This window comes from Aurantiacibacter spongiae (assembly GCF_003815535.1).
Lineage (GTDB): Bacteria > Pseudomonadota > Alphaproteobacteria > Sphingomonadales > Sphingomonadaceae > Alteraurantiacibacter > Alteraurantiacibacter spongiae.
On record NZ_RPFZ01000001.1, the window covers coordinates 1,432,399 to 1,449,769 of the forward strand.

The following is a 17,371-nucleotide window of genomic DNA, read 5'->3' on the forward strand; positions in this document are numbered from 1 at the left end:
CGGGCTTCAATCGTCAGCGCGCGTCAGCCTATCCGTTCGCGATGCTCGATCCGGTCGATTTCGCGAACCGGCTGCGCATTCGCCGGCTTCTGCGGCTGAAGATCGACGAGCGCCGCCCCCGGCTCCACCTGCTGAAGCCGCACGAGTTGCTGCCGGAAATTGGCGAGATCCGCGCCCGAGAGTTGCGCCCGGGTCACGAAGCGCACGCTGGCCGGATCGATCTTCTGCCCGCCGCGATACATCTCGTAATGCAGGTGCGGACCGGTCGATAGCCCGGTGGTGCCGACATAGCCGATCACCTGCCCGCGCCGCACGCTCTCGCCGTTGCGTACCGCGATGCGGCTCATGTGAGCGTAGCCGGTGGCAAGGTTGCCGGCGTGGCGGATGCGCACGTAATTGCCGTAGCCGCCGTTGCGGCCGGCGTAGTTCACCGTGCCATCGGTGGCGGCATAGATCGGGGTGCCGCTGCTCGCGCGGAAATCGAGCCCCGAATGCATTCGCCGATACCCCAGGATCGGGTGGCGACGCATGCCGAAGCGCGAGGTGATGGGACCGGGCACCGGAGCGATCAACCCATCCTGCTGCGCGCCAGCCCCCGCGGCATCGAAGAACTTGCCATCGCGGCCGAACCGCATCAGCTGCTTCTTCGGCCGGTCGTTGCGGATGATCGCGGCATAGATCAGATCGCCCACCTCGACCTCGCCGGTGGCGGCGCGGCGATAATCGACGATGAGGTCGAATTCGTCATCGGCGGCGATGTCGCTCTCGACATTCATCTCCTGCCCGATGGTGCGCAGGAATTGCTGCACCGCGCTGGGCGGTGCGCCCGATGCGCGGGCCGAACGGTACAGGCTGTCGCCCACCCTGCCGCGAATCCTGAGGGGCGTCGTATCGACCTGGATCGGACGCGGATCGAGCGCCAGCCGGCCGCCCCGACGCTCGACCGCCAGTTCCAGGTCGAAGCGGGCGCGGAAGCTCAGGGCATCGACCGGGCGCGGCAGGTCCGGCCCCGGCCGGCGGCCGAGCGTGATGTCGACCTGCGTGCCGGGATGGATGTCGTCGACGGGAATGGCCTCCCCGATGAGGGCGGCAATGGCGCTCGCCTCGTCGCGGCTCACGCCGGCGCGTTGCAGCATCCGGTCGAAGCCATCGCCCTGCGTCAGCGTGGCGACGAGATCGAGCGTCGGGCGCTCGGGGGCGCGGGCCAGTTCGGACACGGCAAGCGTCGCACCCATTCTCCGCCCGCTATCGGCACCCAGCGCCAGCGGCATGATCATCTGGCTGCGGAATTCGTCTCGCACACGGTCGTCCATGCGCATTGCGGGCGCAGCCTCGACCGGGGAGAAGCCCGGCCAGCTCGCCAGCGCCACGACGGACAGACCGATCAGCGTGGCGACCCCGCGAAGCCATCGGCGCGACCCGATATCGCGCGCCAGATCGGGCGCGAGGTCGAGCCTGTGAAAACGGGCGGAGGCGCGCAGGCGCCACTCGGCGTAGCGATCGGCGAAAGTCGTGATGCGGGCGACCTTGCGGGGAGAGTCCCCGCCACCTTCCGCCAGTATATGCGCATGGGTCAGCTGCGCGGGCGGATAATTTCCGCCGTGTCCGCTCTGTTCGTCCTCATGCGATGTGAACACGGGGCAACCCTCCTGGGTGCGCGATCCAAGACCGACCGGAAAACATGCGGATAACCCACCCGGCCGTGTTGATTGCGGGAAAAGCTGCCACGGCAAAGTAAATTTCCGCTTAATGACGACGAAATGCGCGCTGTCAGCGACGAACCGTTACCAAGGGCGGGAACGGTTCCACTATCGTCCTGATTCCGTTGCAAGCGCTGTTGCACCCAGCGCCCATGCGCGCCATGTTCCCGGACATCGTGACTTCGCGACCAACCGACAGCCGCGTCCGCGCCGTGCTCGGCCCGACGAACACCGGCAAGACCCATCTGGCGATCGAACGGATGTGCGGTCATGCCAGCGGCGTGATCGGCTTTCCCCTGCGGCTTCTCGCGCGGGAGGTGTACGACCGGGTTTGTGCGATCAAGGGCGAAAGCCAGGTCGCGCTCGTCACGGGGGAAGAGCGGATCGAGCCGAAGACCGCGCGCTATTTCCTCTGCACCGCCGAGGCCATGCCGCGCGATGGCGGCGGCAAGAGCTTCGTCGCACTCGACGAGGCGCAGCTCGCCGCCGACCGCGAACGCGGGCACATCTTCACCGACCGCCTGCTGAACGCACGCGGGCGGGACGAGACGATGCTGCTGGGTTCCGCCACGATCGAACCGCTGATCCGCGCGCTCGTGCCGCGGGCCGAGATCGAGGAGCGTCCGCGCTTTTCCACCCTGACCCATGCCGGCAGCGCCAAGCTGTCGCGCCTGCCGCCGCGCAGCGCCGTGGTCGCCTTCTCCATCGAGCAGGTCTATCAGGTGGCCGAGCTGCTGCGGCGTTTCCGCGGCGGGGCGGCGGTGGTCATGGGGGCGCTCAGTCCGCAGACGCGCAACCGGCAGGTCGAGCTCTTCCAGTCGGGAGAGGTCGATTACATCGTCGCCACAGATGCCATCGGCATGGGTCTCAACCTCGATGTGCGGCACGTCGCCTTTGCCGCCCTGTCCAAGTTCGATGGGGTGCGCCAGCGGCGGCTGACACCGGCGGAAATGGCGCAGATCGCCGGACGCGCCGGCCGGCACCAGACCGACGGCAGCTTCGGCACGCTGTCTGGCAACCGCCGCGGAGCGCCGCTGGAACTGACCGAGGACGAGGTCTACGCGATAGAACAGCATCGCTTCGCCCCGCTGACGAAACTCTACTGGCGCGACCCGAAGCCGCGCTTCGATACGCTGGACGTGCTTGTCGCCGACCTGGAGCGTCGCCCGCACGAACCCGAACTGACCGCCGCGCCCGAGGCCATCGACCTCGCCGTGCTGAAACGCCTTTCCGAAGACCCGGCCATCGCGCGCGACGTCACGACGGCGGGCCTGGTGCGAAGGTTCTGGGAAGCCTGCCAGCTCCCCGATTTTCGCAGCCAGGGGGCCGATGCGCACGCCCGCTTCGTTGCCCGGTTGTGGAGCGATCTGCGCCACGGCCATATCGGCGCGGATTACGTCGCGGCGCGCATTTCCGAACTGGGCCATACGGGCGGGGATATCGACACGTTGCAGGGCCGCCTCGCCGCCATCCGCAGCTGGGCCTATATCTGCCAGCGTCCCGACTGGGTGCTGGCCCGTGACGAGATGGCCGCCCGCGCCCGCGCTGCCGAGGCGAAGCTGTCCGACGCACTGCACCAGCGCCTGACCGAGCGTTTCGTGAATCGGCGAACCTCTGTATTGATGAAAAGCATGGGAAAGGATGCCGGCCTCTTGCGCGTGAAACTGGAAGACGATGGACAGGTGAAGGTCGAGGACCAGCACATTGGCCACCTGGAGGGGTTTCGCTTCGTCGTCGACGCCACCGCCGATTCGGACGAACGCAAGCTGATGCTGGCCGCGGCGGAAAAGCACATGGCAGGGCTGCTCGCGCAGAAGGCGCAGAAGCTGGTGGCGGACGAATTGGGCGATCTCGCCATCGCGCACGGCGCCATCGTGCGCAGGGGCGCCGGGGGAGCGCCCGATCAGGTCATCGCCGCGCTCGAACGCGGCCGGGCGGCAACGCGGCCGCGGATCGTGCTGGAGAAGGATCTCGCCCGCCTCGATCCGGCCCATCGCGCGCGCGTGCAGGACGCGCTCGAACACTGGCTGGAGGCGCGCCTTGCCCCGCTCGCCCCCTTGCGCGCGCTGGAAGCGGCAAGCGAGGATCCCGAAGCCGGGAGCGAGGTGCGCGCGCTGCTGCTGACGCTTGCGGATCGCGGCGGTACCGTTAGGCGGGAGGATGCCGGACTGGCCCATGTCCCCAAGGACAAGCGCCCCTTCATGCGCCGTCTGGGCGTCACCATCGGGTCGCTCGACGTCTATGTCCCGTCGCTGCTCAAGCCCGCGCCGCGACAGCTTCTCCACGAACTCGGGGTGGACCCCCGCCCCCTGCGCGAGACCATGGAACCTGTCATCGATGCCGGCAGGCATCCCCCCGCCGGCTATCGCCGTGCCGGGCGGCAGGCCATCCGTGTCGACATGGCGGAAAAGCTCTTTCGGGCCGCACACGAAGCGAGGGCCAGGGCGGCAGAGCGCGGTTTTCCGGTCGATACCGCGCTCGCCACCAGCATGGGACTTACGCAGGACGGCTTTCGCAGCCTGATGAAGGACGCGGGCTTTCGCCAGGGGCAGCCGGTCGAACTGGCGGAGGGTGCCTACGGACCGCCCCGCCCGGTGCCGTGGACCTGGCGCCCCCTTCGCAAGGATCGGGGGCCGGCCCAGGGGCCGCGCAGGGTGCGTGAGAACGGCAGACCGCCGGCGCATCACGCCGGGAAGGGCGAAGGCAAGCCCCGCAGCAAGGGCGACGGGCGCGAACGGCGTCGCGGTGCGCCCGAACGCCGGAAGGCCGATCACGGTCCGGCCACCGGCAAGGCGTTCGCCGGGCTGGCGGACCTGCTGGAATAGGAATGCGGCTCGACCTGCTGCTGTGCCGCCTGCGCTTTGCCAAGAGTCGCGCGGTCGCCCGGCGCTGGATTGGCGAGGGGCACATGCGCTGCAACGGCAACCGGGTCGAACGGCCCGACAGACCCGTCTTCCCGGGAGACGTTCTCACCCTGCCCGTGGGGCGGCAGGTGCGTGTCATCGCGGTCGAGGCCCTGCCCGAAAGGCGCGGTCCGGCCAGCGAGGCGCGGACGCACTACCGCGACCTTGACGCGCCCGCTCCTATCGCCATAGCAGGGGCGATGCCCTGTGACGGGGCGACCAAAAACAAGGGACAATCGCCGCCATGACCTATGTCGTCACCGACGCATGCATCAAGTGCAAGTACACCGACTGTGTCGAGGTCTGCCCGGTCGACTGCTTCTACGAGGGCGAGGTGATGCTCGTCATCAATCCGTCCGAATGCATCGACTGCGGTGTCTGCGAACCCGAATGCCCGGCCGAGGCGATCCTTCCCGATACCGAGGAAGGAACGGAGAAGTGGCTCGAACTCAACACGAAATATTCCGCCGAATGGCCCAATATCACCGAGGCCAAGGATCCCCCCGCCGATGCCGACGAGCACAAGGGCGAGGATGGCAAGATGGACAAGTACTTCACCCCCGAACCCGGCGAGGGTGACTGAGCCCCACCGCGCGATGAGCGCCGATACCGATACTTCCGAAGAGACGCCGGCGCGCAAGCGCGACAGGCTTTCGAGCGGCACCCGGTATGCCGGGCGTGCGGCTACGGGGGTGGTGGGCATGGCGAAGGACGTGGCCGGGCGCGCCGGGCGCAACAACATATCGATCGTATCCGCCGGCGTTGCGTTCTACGTCTTTCTCGCGATGGTTCCCCTCCTCGCCGCGACGGTGCTGACCTACGGCCTCATCGCAACGCCCGCACAGGTCACGCAGGATATCGGCGCACTGACCCAGGTCATGCCCGAGGCGGCGGCGGGCCTGTTCGCAGACCAGCTGGAAAGCGTCGTCGAAACCTCCGCCGGCAAGAAGGGCGTGGGCCTCTTGATCGCGCTCGGTTTTGCGCTGTTCGGGGCGCGGAACGGCGCCGGCTCGGTGCTGACGGCGCTTAACATCTCGCACGGCGTGGCCGAGGCCCGCAGCCTCGTGAGGGGCAATCTGGCGGCGTTGGCCATCACCGCGGGCGGGATCGTCGCCGTGATCCTGGCGGTGCTCGCAATGGGAGTGCTGACCGCGCTGACGGCGCTGATCGGCGGCGGGGCGGCCATCGCCGGAACCGCGGTGACCTATTTGTTCCTGTTCGGCGTGGGGACCGCCGGGGCGGCGACCTTGTTCCGCTATGCGCCAAATCGCCCCGTCCCGTCCTGGAAACTGGTCCTGCCCGGCGCCATCCTGGCCTCGATCGGGTGGTTTCTGCTGACCCTCGGATTCGGCATCTACGTCGCCAATTTCGGCAATTACAACGCCACCTACGGCTCGCTCAGCGCGGTGGTGGTGCTGCTGACGTGGCTGTATCTGTCGGCCATCGTGCTGTTGCTCGGCGCCGAACTCAACGCCAGCTGGGGCGACCGGCGGCCCGGCTATCGCGGGCTCGAGGTCGGCTGACCGGTTGCGATTCGCAACGCTGGATTCGCGGTCGCGAATCTGATATGTGTCACCGGTATTGCAGCCTCTTCGCCGAAGGACTGCATGCGATACGGAAGGCAGGTCGCTCCTCTCATCCAGATCGGAATACGATACGCGCCGCAGGGTCGTGGCGCGGTCATCGTGTCGCCGGCTGGCAGTGCGGCCTGCATAGAAAGGAAACTTCATGGGTGCGAATGCAACCGCTTTCGACGTAGGCGATTACGTCGTTTATCCCAAGCACGGCGTGGGCCGTGTCATCGAGCTGCAGAACGAGGAAATCGCCGGCATGCAGCTCGAACTGTATGTCCTGCGGTTCGAGAAGGAGCGCATGACGCTGCGCGTTCCCACCAACAAGGTCGAGGCCATCGGGATGCGCAAGCTGTCGAGCGACAAGACCTTGAAGGAGGCGATGGAAACCCTGAAGGGCAAGCCGAAGGTCAAGCGCACGATGTGGAGCCGCCGGGCGCAGGAATACGAAGCCAAGATCAATTCGGGCGACCTGGTCTCCATCGCCGAGGTAACCCGCGACCTGTTCCGCCCGGAAGACCAGCCTGAGCAGAGCTATTCCGAACGCCAGATCTTCGAGGCCGCCTCCAGCCGGCTGGCCCGCGAACTCGCGGCGATGGAAAAGACCGACGAGCCGACGGCGCTTACCAAGATTCTCGACGTGCTGAAGGAACACGCACCGCAATATTACGAGAACACCGAAGAAGCCTGATCCGCTTTCGCGCGACGATCGGCAAGGGGCGCCCGCACCGCGCGGCGCCCCTTTTTCGTATCTTCCGCCCAACCGCCGATCCCGTCCGCCGAACGTCTTTGCGAGTGCCTGCGAACTCGTGTATTACTGATGTAACACGCAAACACGGGATAGGCATCATGCGATTCGATACGTTCATCCGCGCTCTCGGTGAAGCGCTGGTCACCGCCGCAAACGAAGCCGGGCGTGACGGCCGCTTCGCGTTCCGTTTCGATGGCAATGGTAACGATGAGAGCGCGCACGGCGTACCGCTCGGCGAGCTCGACCTCGAAGGGCAGGATGTCGACGCTCTCAAACTCGCCGGCTCGCGTTCGGACCACGTCCACGTCACGACCGGCGATCGCCTCGCGATCCGGGTGGAGGGCGACGATGATGATGATGATACAGCTCTACGCTTCCGTATAGACGGCAATTGCTTGAAGATCGCCCGTCGGAGTGGGATGGGCGGCGGGTCGCGGATAGACGTGACCCTGCCCGGTCTGCGACGAATCGCCATCAGCGGCGGCGGCACGGTAGAGGCGGAAACGCTGGCGAGCGAGGCGTCGATCGCGATCGGTGGGTCGGGCCGCGTAAGCGTCGCGAAACTCGCCGGTCACAGTCTGAGCGCGAAGATCGGGGGCGCTGGCGATATCGCCATAGGCGGGGGCTCGGTCGATGAACTGTCCCTCGCCATCGGCGGGTCGGGAACGCTCGACGCGGTCGCGCTCGACGTCGGCAAGGCCGAAATTCGCATCGGTGGGTCGGGCAAGGCGCAATTCGCCAGCGATGGCGAGGTCACGGCCCGTATCGGCGGATCGGGCGATATCGTGGTGCACGGCGCGGCACGGTGCTCGCTGAAGGCGGGCGGATCGGGCAGATTGCGCTGCGTACCGCGCGAACGGGCCGCCTGACCCGGTTCATTTCCCGTCCATCGGAGAAGGCGCAGCGTCACCACACCCGCTGCCCTTTCGAGAATGTGGCCCAATGCGATTTGCCGCCCTGTCCGCGCCCTTGCTGCTTCTCGCACTCGGCGGCTGTGTCGCGAGGACGGCCTTCGACGTCGCGACCGCCCCCTTTCGCGTTGCCGGCAAGGCTTACGATCTTGCCACCACCAGCCAGTCCGAGGCGGACGAGCGGCGCGGACGCGAAATTCGCCGGCGCGAGGAGCGCGCGGGTCGGTTGCAGCGCGATCTCGACGATCTCGAGCATGATTGCCTGAGCGGCGACGATGGCGATTGCCGCCGCGCGGCGGAGGTCCGCCGCGAACTGGCCGCACTGCTGCCGACGGTTCCGCTCGAACCGGATCGCTAGGGCGTGGCGGCGCGGCGCAGCCGGTCGTTGATTGCGATACCGACGCCTTGTTCGGGCACCGGAGCGACAGCGATGCGGGGATTGTCGGATCGCGCCGCTTCGTGAAGGCGGGCATAAAGATTACGGGCCGCCTCGACGACATCGCCCGTGGCCGACAGGGTCGCATCACCCGTGACTGCCCCGAAGCCGATCAGATATTCCCCGTCTTCCCTGGCGTGGGCGTTCAACCGAACCGGCTTGCCCGGTGAATAGTGCCTGGCGAGTTGTCCCGGCGCCTCGATAGTCGTCTGGCGCGACTTTTCCGCAGATGGAGCGAGGAATTGCGGGGCGCCGGCCTCGTTGAAGGCCGGCCCGGCGCGCAGTATGGCCCAGCGGCCATCGTCGCGCAGCTTCAGGATCGTCGATTCGACGCCCGCAGCGGTAGGGCCGGCGTCGAGCACCAGATCGATCCGCCCGTCCAGTGTCGCCAGCACGTGGTCCGCCGTTGTCGGGCTGGTGAAACCGCTGCGATTGGCAGACGGCGCAGCCAACGGCCCCGCCCCGGCAATGACCGCGCGTGCGACGGGATGGTTCGGCAGACGCAAGCCTATCGTATCGAGCCCTGCCGTCACCTCGCGCGCGACGGGCGCTCCTAATCGCAATGGCACGACCAGCGTGGCGGAGCGGCCCCACGCCTCCGTCGCGAATTCGCCGAGACTGATTTCCCCGTGCGGACTTCGCCAGTCCGCCACGCGCCGCTCGATATCGGTGAACGCCGCCGCCTGCTCCAACGACGCGACGTGGACGATCAGCGGATTGAAGGATGGCCGTCCCTTGGCCGAGAACAGGCGTGCCACGGCTTCCGCGTCGTCGGCCCGCGCAGCGAGGCCGTAGACGGTCTCGGTCGGCAAGGCCACGAGCCCGCCATTCTCCAGCACTCGCAACGCGCGCGCCACGCCTTCCCTGTCGGCGGGAACGGTCGGTGTCTTGTGAGCCATCACTCCCGCCTATAGGACCAGCGGCGATGACAAACCAAGCCGACATCGCGGACGCGTTGCGAAGGATCGCGGACACGCTGGAGCGCGACATCGCGCCGCCGCCGCCACCGGAAGACTGGCGAGCGTTCCCCGCCTATGTCTGGGCCGGCGACGGTGCCCGCGGTATCGATCGGATCGAAGCCCCTGCCCTGCGCCTGCTGCGTGGCATCGACGCGCAGAAGGCCGCCGTCACTCGCAACGTCGCCCGCCTCGCCGCAGGTTTGCCCGCGCACGACATGCTGCTGTGGGGTGCCCGCGGGACGGGCAAGTCCGCCCTGCTGCGATCCGCAATTGCCGAGGTGCAGGGGTCGGGCGGCGACATAGCGCTGGTCCAGGTGGCGACGGACGTCGTAGCGTCCCTGCCGACGCTGTTCGCCGAGCTGGGCGGGGCCCGGCGTCGTTTTCTGGTCTTCGTCGATGATCTCGGATTCGCGGAAGCCGACGCAGCCGGACCGCGCCACTTGCGCAGTTGGCTCGATGGAGGGATCGAGGCGCGCCCACCGAATGTCCGGCTGGCGGTCACGTCGAACCGGCGGGCCATCCTGCCGCGCCACGCCAGTGAACAGGACGATCCGCTCAATCCGCGCGATGCGGTGGACGATTCGCTGGCGCTGGCCGACCGCTTCGGCATGGCCCTGGGTTTCCATAATCTCGGACAGGAGGACTACCTCGACATCCTGCGCGGTTACGCCGAGGAATACGCCCTTCCGCTCGACGAGAACGAAGCGCTGGAATGGGCGAAGCGCCGAGGGGCGCGGTCCGGCCGGGTCGCGTGGCACTTCATCACCGAACTGGCCGGGCGGGAAGGCAGGGCGCTTCCGCGCTGACCCATGCCTGTCAGGGTTCCGGGCCCATGCCGATATCGCCGGGGGTCAGCGCGCCTTCCTCGAAAGCCCGCCGGGGATCGCCGCGCAATTCCCGCTGCGGCGCCAGCGGCGCGCCGCTGTTGCGCTGGATCGCCGGGGCGCCGGTGGCGCCGGGAGCCGTGACGCGCCAGATGATGCCGGCCGTATCGTCGCTCACCAGCAGGGCGCCGGTCCTGTCCCATTCCACCCAGGTCGGCCGGCCATGCGTCGTGCCTTCCCCGGTAAGGAAGCTGCGCAGGACCGGCCTGGGTTTGCCGACCGGATTGCCGCGATCGTCGAATTCCACGAACACCACGTCATAGCCATCCATCGGCTGCCTGTTCCAGGATCCGTGGCGGGCGATGAAGGCCCCCTGGCCGAAGCCCGCCCCCATCGTGGTTCCCTCTTCGGTGAACACCAATCCGAGTGCGGCGACATGCGCCCCCAGGGCATATTGCGGCGTGCGGGTATATTCGGTGAGGAACTGCGGCATCGGCGCCTCGACCCGCTCGTCGACCACGTCGTTGTAATAGACCCACGGCCAGCCGTAATTCACCCCGATCGGGACGTTCGACATGTAATCGGGCACCAGGTCCGAACCGAGTTCATCCCGCTCGTTCACCGTGACCCACAGCTCGCCGGTCCAGGGGTTGAAGGCCATGCCGTTGGGGTTGCGCATCCCGGCGCCGAAGATACGACTGTTTCCGGTGGCCAGATTGACCTCGTAGATGGCGGCGCGACCCTGTTCGATTTCCATTCCGCCCTCACCGATATTCGAGGCCGAACCAACCGCGACGTAGAGTTTCGAACCGTCTTCGGAGAGGATGATGTTGCGCATCCAGTGATTGCCGGCGGGCGGCAGGTCCATCAGCTTCACCGGTTCGCCCGCGACCCGGTTGCTACCCATTTCGTAATCGAATCGAAGCAGGGCGTCGTGATTGGCGATGTAGAGCTTGCCTTCGTTCCACGCGATGCCCGACGGCGAATGGAGGTTTTCCGTCCGCAAGACATGCCTTTCATCGGCGCGTCCGTCACCATCGGTATCGCGCAGCAGGATTAGCCGGTCGGGCGAAGGCTCCCCCGCACCGGCGCTGGAAAACAGTATCTTGCCGATGATATTGCGCAGCCAGCCGCCCGCAACCTCGCGCGGCGGGGCGTTGGTCTCGGTAATCAGGACGTCGCCATTGGGCATGGCGTAGATGACGCGCGGATGGTCGAGCCCTTCGGCAAAGCGATTGACCGCCAGGCCTTCGGCGGCCTGCGGCTTCTGATCGGCACCCCAGCCGACAGGCTCGGCTATCCCGACCGTCGGAATCCATTGCGGATCGGGCGCAACCAGCGTCGGATCGGTCCCGGTCGTCGCCTCGAGCGGCAATTGCGCTTCATCCCCGCGCGATGCCCACCACAGGAACGCGCCGACCAGCACGATCAAGACAACGACGGCAATGAAGATTTTCTTGCGGGTGCTCATGCCGGAACGATTACCGGCGCTCGCGGCGGACGGCAATTCTTTTGCCAGATCGGGACCGAAGCGGCTAGGCGGGGGGAATGTTCGATTTCACGCCCGACCCCTCGCTCGCCAAGCCGGATCTCTATCGCGAACTGGTCGGCGCCGCCGATGCGCTGACCGCCGGCGAAAGCGACGCGGTGGCCAACATGGCGAATGTCGCGGCGCTGCTCGGCGAGTATCTTCCGGACTGCAACTGGGCCGGTTTCTACCGGATGGTGGACGGCGAGCTGGTTCTCGGCCCCTTCGCCGGCCGCCCCGCCTGCATCCGCATCCCCGCCGGCGTGGGCGTGTGCGGGGCCGCGGCGAAAACGGGTGAGACGCAACTGGTGAAGGACGTCCATGCCTTTCCCGGCCATATCGCCTGCGACGCGCGCAGCCGGTCGGAACTGGTCGTTCCGATATGCCGCGGGGGAAAGGTGATCGCGGTCATCGACCTCGACAGCCCGGACCTCGCGCGGTTCGACAGCGACGACCGCGCAGGTATCGAGGCGCTCGGGCGATTGCTGGCGGACAGGATCTGACCGGGAAGGCCGCGCTGACCCGTAACGGGACAGCGGATGCGCAAACCTTGCGGATCGTGCAGGATACGATGGTAAAGATCGGCTTAACGGGCGGGGCATCGCCCGGTCGATCTTTCCAGACAGGACATCCGCCTCATGTCGATCCGCCTCCCCCTCTCGCTGGCCGCTCTCGCGATCGCATCGGCAACTCCGGCGAGGGCGCAGTCTCTGCCTCCGCTCGAAAGCTACGATACCGGCGGGGGGACTTACGAAGGCCAGTGGAACGGCTCCTGGCGAGACGGAGAAACCTGGGACGGCGTCTGGAGCGGCACGTATATCGCGGGGAATGGAGAACGGATTGCGGCGCATTATCGCGGCACCTTTCATGGCGATAGCGCTTTTTACGCAGACGACGGCCAGATCCTGCTGCTCGATGATGAGCGTGGCTGGTACGAGGGCGACGCGCGTCATGGGCCGCACCGGGATTATCGCGACCTGCCCGCCTCGCCGGACGGGCGGCTCGGCTACACGCTGGCGGAGCGCAACGCCTGGCTTGCGGATTGCCGGATGCTGATGAGCGACCATTACGGCGACGGCACATATGCGCGCGATTACTATCGGCGCGGTGGCAACGGGCCCGCGGTGGGTGCCGTTCTCGGCGCGGTCGCCGGAGGAATTGCAGGCAATCGCATCGCCGACGGATCGCGGGTCGGAGGGACGCTCCTCGGCGCCGGTCTTGGTGGGCTCGCCGGCGCGGCGATCGGTTCGGCGGTCGACGGGGACGACGACACCTATCGGAATGACTACGCGCGCGAGGATATCTACGCCGCGCGGTACTGCGAAACCTACCTGCGCCGGTACGAGATGTCCGGCGCGGGATATGGCTCGATGGCCTACGCCCAGCCCATGATGGTGATGCGGCAACCCGTGCATCGACATGGCCCGGAATGCCGGGAAACCGTGATCGAGGAATATATCGACGAGGATGTGGCGCCCCCGCCCGCCCCTCGGGCGCGGCGCGTCATTCGCCGGGAACCGCGCGGCAAGACCACGCCGATCCGCTGACCCGGTCTAGATCCCTCCGCCGGTGAGGCGCTGACAGATCAGGTCGAGCTGGTCGAGAGTGCGGAAACGAACCGTCACCGCGCCCGAACGCGGATCGGCATCGGTGGCGATCTTTACCGGCAGGCCGAGATATTCCTCGAGGTGGTTCTCCACCGCGGCGATATCGGCATCCTGGACCGGGTCTCGCGAAGGCCGCGCCTGCCGCCGTCCCGACGCCTCGCCCCCGTTGCGACTGCGCCGGGCGAGCTTCTCGACATCGCGAACCGACAGCTTCTTCTCGACCGCGCGATCGGCGATCTCGTCCGCATCATCGAGACCGATCAGGGCCCGCGCGTGGCCCATCGTCAGCCGCCCCGCCTGGAGGTGATCGAGCACCGGTTCAGGGAGCGCAAGCAGACGCTGAAGATTGGCGACGTGACTGCGCGATTTCTCGACCATTTCGGCGATTTCGGCCTGTGTCATACCCTGGTCTTCGGACAGCCGCTGATAGGCGCGCGCCTCCTCCACCGGGTTGAGATCCTCGCGCTGAATGTTCTCGATCAGCGCCAGCGCCATGACATCCGGCTCGTCGAGATCACGAACTAATGCAGGAATTTCATGCAGTTGGGCTTTTTGCGACGCGCGCCAGCGGCGTTCGCCCGCCACCAGTTGATAACGCCCCGAGGGGAGCGGGCGAACGATCACCGGCTGGATCACCCCGCGCGCGGCGATGGACGCAGCGAGCTCGTCCAGTGCTTCCTGATCGAAGTGACGGCGAGGCTGATCGGGATGGGGTTCGATTTTCGCGACGGCGATCATGGTCAGACCCTCACCCTTCTCCCGGCCCCGCTCTCTAGCCTCGCCGTCACGGGCGCTTGCGAGCGGTTCCTCGCGACGGGCGTCGCCCATCAGCGCACCCAGTCCCTTGCCCAGCTTGCGCCGCGTCGCGGCCGGGCGAACGGTGGTTTCGGACGTCTTTTCGTCGCTCATGCGGCTTTCCTTCGTTCGGGGAGGCGGCCAATCAGTTCCCGGGCGAGCGCCATGTAGGCGCGGCTGCCGGCACAGGAATGATCGTAGACAAGCGCCGGCAGGCCGTGGCTGGGCGCCTCGGACAGGCGCACGTTGCGAGGTATGACCGATTCGAACACGAGATCGCCCAGACACTCCCGCACGTCGTCCGCCACCTGATCGGTCAGGCGATTGCGCCGATCGAACATGGTCAGGGCAATACCGATGATCCCCAGATCGGGGTTGAAGCGCTGTTGCACCTGTTCGACCGTGTGCAGCAACTGGCTCAATCCCTCGAGCGCGAAGAATTCGCACTGCAGAGGCACGAGAAGCGTATCGGCCGCGCACAGCGCGTTCAGCGTCAGCAGGCCGAGCGATGGGGGGCAATCGATGAAACAGACATCGTGGCCGGCATGGTCGGCCAGAACCTTTTTCAGGCGCTGCGTGCGTTCGTCGACGTTCACAAGTTCGATTTCCGCGCCGCTCAGATCAACGGTCGCCGGTATGAGGTCCAACCCGGGAATTGCCGAACGGATCGTACAATCCTCGATCGGGGCGTCATCGACAAGCAGGTCGTAGCTCGACACGTCGCGCTCGCTCGCGGCGACGCCCACGCCGGTCGATGCGTTTCCCTGCGGATCGAGATCGATCAGCAGAGTCCGCCAGCCGCTCGCCGCCATGGCTGTCGCCGTATTGATCGCCGAGGTGGTCTTTCCGACACCGCCCTTCTGGTTGGCTATCGCTATGACGATCATTTCAGGATCGGCCTCCCTTCCCCCACGAGAATCTTTGCCGTATCGCTCGTCACGGATTGTTCCACGTGAAACATGCTGCGGACTGCAGGCGATTGCTCCGACAACTCCTGCGCCCCCGACTGCCCCTTCGGCAAGACCCAAACCGTCGAGTGTGTGGAAAATCGCTCACCCAGGCTAAGAAGTTTTCCCAAAGGAGCGAACGCCCGCGCACTTATTATCTGGACGGGGACGGGTTCCATGGTTTCCACCCTTCCAGCAATTACCGTGCAGCAGGCCAGGCCGAGATCCCGTGCCATGCTCCGCAACCACTCGACACGCTTTCGCCGTGCCTCGACAAGGAAGAGTTCGAGGGATGGCTGCGCGGCGGCAATGACGAGACCAGGCAGACCAGCGCCACTGCCGAGATCGAGCCAGAGCCCTGTTTCACGTGGAACATGATCGAGAAGCTGGAGACTGTCCGCAATATGCCGTGTCCAGACCTCGTCCAGCGATGGTTTCGACACGAGGTTCTGTTTGCTACTTTCCCTAGCGAGGCGTCGGACAAAGGTTTCGAGGCGCTCCATTCCGCCCGGGTCGCACCGCTCACGACAGAAATCACGGGCTTCGTCCTCATCTCGGATCATGCCGCCAGGCCACGCCTTGCAAAGACGAGTACCGCAGCGAGCGCCGCTGGAGTTACCCCCCGTACGCGCCCCGCGGCCGCCAGATCAGCCGGTCGCGCGACCGAAAGTCTCTCGATCATTTCCGTCGAGAGGCCCGGAACCGCGGCAAAATCGAACGACGAGCCCAGCGAAACGGCGGAGCTGTTGCGCAGGTCGCGTATCTCAGCATCCTGCCGAGCCAGATACGGTGCATACCGGATATCTTCCTCGAGCTCTGCGGCGAGTTCGCTATCCGGATCGAGGTCATCACCCAGCCATGGAGCGAGACTGGACATCGAAAGATCCGGCAATGCCAACCATTCCTTAAGAGATCTTACCCCTGCGTCGCAACGAACCGGCAGATCGTGGTCGAGCAAGTCGGAAGCGGCAACCGGCCGGGCGAGATCCTCCTGCCATCGGTCCCGAAGCGCTTCCCGAGAGCTGAACCAGTCCGCTCTCTCCTGATCCACGCAACCCATTTCCAGCGCCAGCGGTGTCAGGCGAGTGCTGGCATTGTTGGCTCGCAGTCGCAGACGATATTCGGCGCGCGAGGTGAGCATTCGGTAGGGTTCGCTCACGCCATGAAGCGTGAGGTCATCCATCATCACACCGATATAACTGTTGGCGCGATCCAGCGCCGGACCATCCCGGCGGAGCAGGCTGGAGGCAGCTGACAACCCGGCGACCAGGCCCTGCGCGGCGGCCTCTTCATACCCCGTCGTCCCGTTGATCTGTCCCGCGCAGTACAGGCCAGGTAGCGCTTCGACCTGCAGATCCTTGCACAGCGCACGGGGATCGATGTGGTCATATTCTACGGCATAACCGGGGACGATCATCTCGACGCGGTCGAGGCCGTCCATCTCCCGCAACAGGGCCAGTTGCACGTCCACCGGCAGCGACGTGCTGATACCGTTCGGGTAGACGAGATGCGTGTCCAGGCCCTCGGGTTCGAGGAAGACCTGGTGGCCGTCCCGGTCCGGGAAACGATGTATCTTGTCCTCGATACTCGGGCAGTAGCGAGGGCCGGCCGCGTCGATCGCGCCGGAAAACAAGGGCGACCGATCGAGGTTCGCGGCGATGATGTCGTGCGACCGCTGGTTCGTCCGTGTAATTGCGCAGAACACTTGTGGATTGCGACGACGTTGCGTGAGCGGCGACATCGTCCATTGGTCTTCGTCCGATGGCTGCTCCGGCAACTTCCCCCAGGCGATCGAACGCCCATCGAGGCGCGGCGGGGTGCCTGTCTTGAGGCGCGCCATCGGCAGCCTTTCGGACCTTAGCTGCTGCGCCATTCGCGTCGCCGCCCTCTCTTCGATCCGACCGCCGGCGAAGCGTTCCTCTCCCCGGAACAGCCGTCCGCCGAGAAATGTGCCGGTGCAAAGAATGACGGCGCCCGCTTTCAATTCGCTACCGTCTTCCAACCGAATTCCGTTTACGCGCCCCTTCTCGATGAGAAGTTCGACGGCTTCTCCCTCGATAATCGCCAGATTGCGATGGGACAGGCCATCCTGGATGGCCTTGCGGAACAGCCTCCGGTCCGCCTGGATCCGCGGTCCGTGTACCGCGCTTCCCTTCGAGCGGTTGAGCATTCGGTAATGGATGGCGGCGGCGTCGGCAGCGCGTCCGATCAGTCCGTCGAAGGCATCGACTTCGCGAACCAAATGACCCTTACCCAACCCGCCGATAGCCGGGTTGCAACTCATCGCCCCCACGGTCCGGCGATCGAATGTTACGAGCGCGGTTGTCGCCCCCATTCGAGCAGCCGCGTCCGCCGCTTCGCAACCCGCATGGCCTCCGCCAACAACAACGATATCGAAGTCCGTCATCGCGGTTATCTAGGCGCCTCAGACGTGTTGGT

17 protein-coding genes are annotated in these 17,371 nt (G+C 66.3%); 10 read left to right on the forward strand and 7 right to left on the reverse strand.

What is annotated here, in order from left to right; translation table 11 throughout:
* Window positions 1-23: 23 nt before the first annotated feature.
* The gene (locus EG799_RS06945; protein ID WP_123879763.1) at window positions 24-1,637 is read right to left on the reverse strand and encodes a M23 family metallopeptidase; all 1,614 of its coding nucleotides are present in this window, start codon (window positions 1,635-1,637) and stop codon (window positions 24-26) included.
* A gap of 224 nt (window positions 1,638-1,861) precedes the next feature.
* On the opposite strand from EG799_RS06945, the gene EG799_RS06950 reads away from it, so the two are divergent.
* The 7 genes from EG799_RS06950 (at window position 1,862) to EG799_RS06980 (ending at window position 8,194) form a co-directional block, all read left to right on the forward strand.
* Window positions 1,862-4,525 carry a helicase-related protein gene (locus EG799_RS06950; RefSeq protein ID WP_123882920.1) on the forward strand — a complete coding sequence of 888 codons (2,664 nt, stop codon included), beginning with the start codon at window positions 1,862-1,864 and terminating at the stop codon, window positions 4,523-4,525.
* Between the two features lie 2 nt (window positions 4,526-4,527).
* Entirely contained in the window at window positions 4,528-4,851 is a 324-nt protein-coding gene (locus tag EG799_RS06955; RefSeq protein ID WP_123879765.1) for a S4 domain-containing protein, read from the forward strand.
* Window positions 4,848-5,186, forward strand: coding sequence for a ferredoxin FdxA (gene fdxA / locus EG799_RS06960; protein ID WP_123879767.1), 339 nt, complete (start codon window positions 4,848-4,850; stop codon window positions 5,184-5,186). Before EG799_RS06955 ends, fdxA begins: the two co-directional genes overlap by 4 nt.
* Complete coding sequence (locus EG799_RS06965; protein ID WP_234029062.1) at window positions 5,179-6,126, forward strand: YihY/virulence factor BrkB family protein; 948 nt, start codon at window positions 5,179-5,181, stop codon at window positions 6,124-6,126. The genes fdxA and EG799_RS06965 overlap by 8 nt, the downstream gene beginning before the upstream one ends.
* 205 nt (window positions 6,127-6,331) lie before the next feature.
* Window positions 6,332-6,865, forward strand: a complete 534-nt coding sequence (locus EG799_RS06970; RefSeq protein WP_123879769.1) for a CarD family transcriptional regulator — start codon at window positions 6,332-6,334, stop codon at window positions 6,863-6,865.
* A gap of 158 nt (window positions 6,866-7,023) precedes the next feature.
* A complete protein-coding gene (locus tag EG799_RS06975; RefSeq protein ID WP_123879771.1) occupies window positions 7,024-7,794 on the forward strand; it encodes a GIN domain-containing protein in 771 nt (256 codons plus the stop codon).
* A gap of 73 nt (window positions 7,795-7,867) precedes the next feature.
* Window positions 7,868-8,194, forward strand: coding sequence for a hypothetical protein (locus EG799_RS06980; protein WP_123879773.1), 327 nt, complete (start codon window positions 7,868-7,870; stop codon window positions 8,192-8,194).
* Here the strand turns inward: EG799_RS06980 and EG799_RS06985 are convergent.
* Window positions 8,191-9,171: an L-threonylcarbamoyladenylate synthase gene (locus EG799_RS06985; protein WP_123879775.1), complete on the reverse strand. Its 981-nt coding sequence runs from the start codon at window positions 9,169-9,171 to the stop codon at window positions 8,191-8,193. The genes EG799_RS06980 and EG799_RS06985 overlap by 4 nt on opposite strands.
* Before the next feature lie 26 nt (window positions 9,172-9,197).
* Between EG799_RS06985 and EG799_RS06990 the strand changes: the two genes are divergently transcribed.
* The gene (locus EG799_RS06990) at window positions 9,198-10,037 is read left to right on the forward strand and encodes an ATP-binding protein (RefSeq protein WP_123879777.1); all 840 of its coding nucleotides are present in this window, start codon (window positions 9,198-9,200) and stop codon (window positions 10,035-10,037) included.
* A gap of 10 nt (window positions 10,038-10,047) precedes the next feature.
* On the opposite strand, the gene EG799_RS06995 is transcribed toward EG799_RS06990, so the two are convergent.
* Window positions 10,048-11,526, reverse strand: a complete 1,479-nt coding sequence (locus EG799_RS06995; protein WP_123879779.1) for a PQQ-dependent sugar dehydrogenase — start codon at window positions 11,524-11,526, stop codon at window positions 10,048-10,050.
* Between the two features lie 77 nt (window positions 11,527-11,603).
* On the opposite strand from EG799_RS06995, the gene EG799_RS07000 reads away from it, so the two are divergent.
* The gene (locus EG799_RS07000) at window positions 11,604-12,086 is read left to right on the forward strand and encodes a GAF domain-containing protein (protein ID WP_123879781.1); all 483 of its coding nucleotides are present in this window, start codon (window positions 11,604-11,606) and stop codon (window positions 12,084-12,086) included.
* Between the two features lie 135 nt (window positions 12,087-12,221).
* Window positions 12,222-13,130, forward strand: coding sequence for a glycine zipper 2TM domain-containing protein (locus EG799_RS07005; protein ID WP_123879783.1), 909 nt, complete (start codon window positions 12,222-12,224; stop codon window positions 13,128-13,130).
* 6 nt (window positions 13,131-13,136) lie between these two features.
* On the opposite strand, the gene EG799_RS07010 is transcribed toward EG799_RS07005, so the two are convergent.
* The 4 genes from EG799_RS07010 to mnmG are packed head-to-tail and all read right to left on the reverse strand — an operon-like array spanning window position 13,137 to window position 17,339.
* Window positions 13,137-14,099, reverse strand: a complete 963-nt coding sequence (locus EG799_RS07010; protein ID WP_123879785.1) for a ParB/RepB/Spo0J family partition protein — start codon at window positions 14,097-14,099, stop codon at window positions 13,137-13,139.
* Entirely contained in the window at window positions 14,096-14,872 is a 777-nt protein-coding gene (locus EG799_RS07015; RefSeq protein ID WP_123879787.1) for a ParA family protein, read from the reverse strand. Before EG799_RS07015 ends, EG799_RS07010 begins: the two co-directional genes overlap by 4 nt.
* Complete coding sequence (gene rsmG / locus EG799_RS07020) at window positions 14,869-15,495, reverse strand: 16S rRNA (guanine(527)-N(7))-methyltransferase RsmG (RefSeq protein WP_123879789.1); 627 nt, start codon at window positions 15,493-15,495, stop codon at window positions 14,869-14,871. Before rsmG ends, EG799_RS07015 begins: the two co-directional genes overlap by 4 nt.
* Window positions 15,492-17,339, reverse strand: coding sequence for a tRNA uridine-5-carboxymethylaminomethyl(34) synthesis enzyme MnmG (gene mnmG / locus EG799_RS07025; RefSeq protein WP_123879791.1), 1,848 nt, complete (start codon window positions 17,337-17,339; stop codon window positions 15,492-15,494). The genes rsmG and mnmG overlap by 4 nt, the downstream gene beginning before the upstream one ends.
* Window positions 17,340-17,371: the final 32 nt, after the last annotated feature.

Bases quoted from the DNA above. Each gene is read 5' to 3' on its own strand.
- EG799_RS06950 (WP_123882920.1), top strand. From the start codon at position 1,862: ATGTTCCCGGACATCGTGACTTCGCGACCAACCGACAGCCGCGTCCGC.
- EG799_RS06955 (WP_123879765.1), top strand. From the start codon at position 4,528: ATGCGGCTCGACCTGCTGCTGTGCCGCCTGCGCTTTGCCAAGAGTCGC.
- fdxA (WP_123879767.1), top strand. From the start codon at position 4,848: ATGACCTATGTCGTCACCGACGCATGCATCAAGTGCAAGTACACCGAC.
- EG799_RS06970 (WP_123879769.1), top strand. From the start codon at position 6,332: ATGGGTGCGAATGCAACCGCTTTCGACGTAGGCGATTACGTCGTTTAT.
- EG799_RS06975 (WP_123879771.1), top strand. From the start codon at position 7,024: ATGCGATTCGATACGTTCATCCGCGCTCTCGGTGAAGCGCTGGTCACC.
- EG799_RS06980 (WP_123879773.1), top strand. From the start codon at position 7,868: ATGCGATTTGCCGCCCTGTCCGCGCCCTTGCTGCTTCTCGCACTCGGC.
- EG799_RS06985 (WP_123879775.1), bottom strand. From the start codon at position 9,171: ATGGCTCACAAGACACCGACCGTTCCCGCCGACAGGGAAGGCGTGGCG.
- EG799_RS06990 (WP_123879777.1), top strand. From the start codon at position 9,198: ATGACAAACCAAGCCGACATCGCGGACGCGTTGCGAAGGATCGCGGAC.
- EG799_RS06995 (WP_123879779.1), bottom strand. From the start codon at position 11,526: ATGAGCACCCGCAAGAAAATCTTCATTGCCGTCGTTGTCTTGATCGTG.
- EG799_RS07000 (WP_123879781.1), top strand. From the start codon at position 11,604: ATGTTCGATTTCACGCCCGACCCCTCGCTCGCCAAGCCGGATCTCTAT.
- EG799_RS07005 (WP_123879783.1), top strand. From the start codon at position 12,222: ATGTCGATCCGCCTCCCCCTCTCGCTGGCCGCTCTCGCGATCGCATCG.
- EG799_RS07010 (WP_123879785.1), bottom strand. From the start codon at position 14,099: ATGAGCGACGAAAAGACGTCCGAAACCACCGTTCGCCCGGCCGCGACG.
- EG799_RS07015 (WP_123879787.1), bottom strand. From the start codon at position 14,872: ATGATCGTCATAGCGATAGCCAACCAGAAGGGCGGTGTCGGAAAGACC.
- rsmG (WP_123879789.1), bottom strand. From the start codon at position 15,495: ATGATCCGAGATGAGGACGAAGCCCGTGATTTCTGTCGTGAGCGGTGC.
- mnmG (WP_123879791.1), bottom strand. From the start codon at position 17,339: ATGACGGACTTCGATATCGTTGTTGTTGGCGGAGGCCATGCGGGTTGC.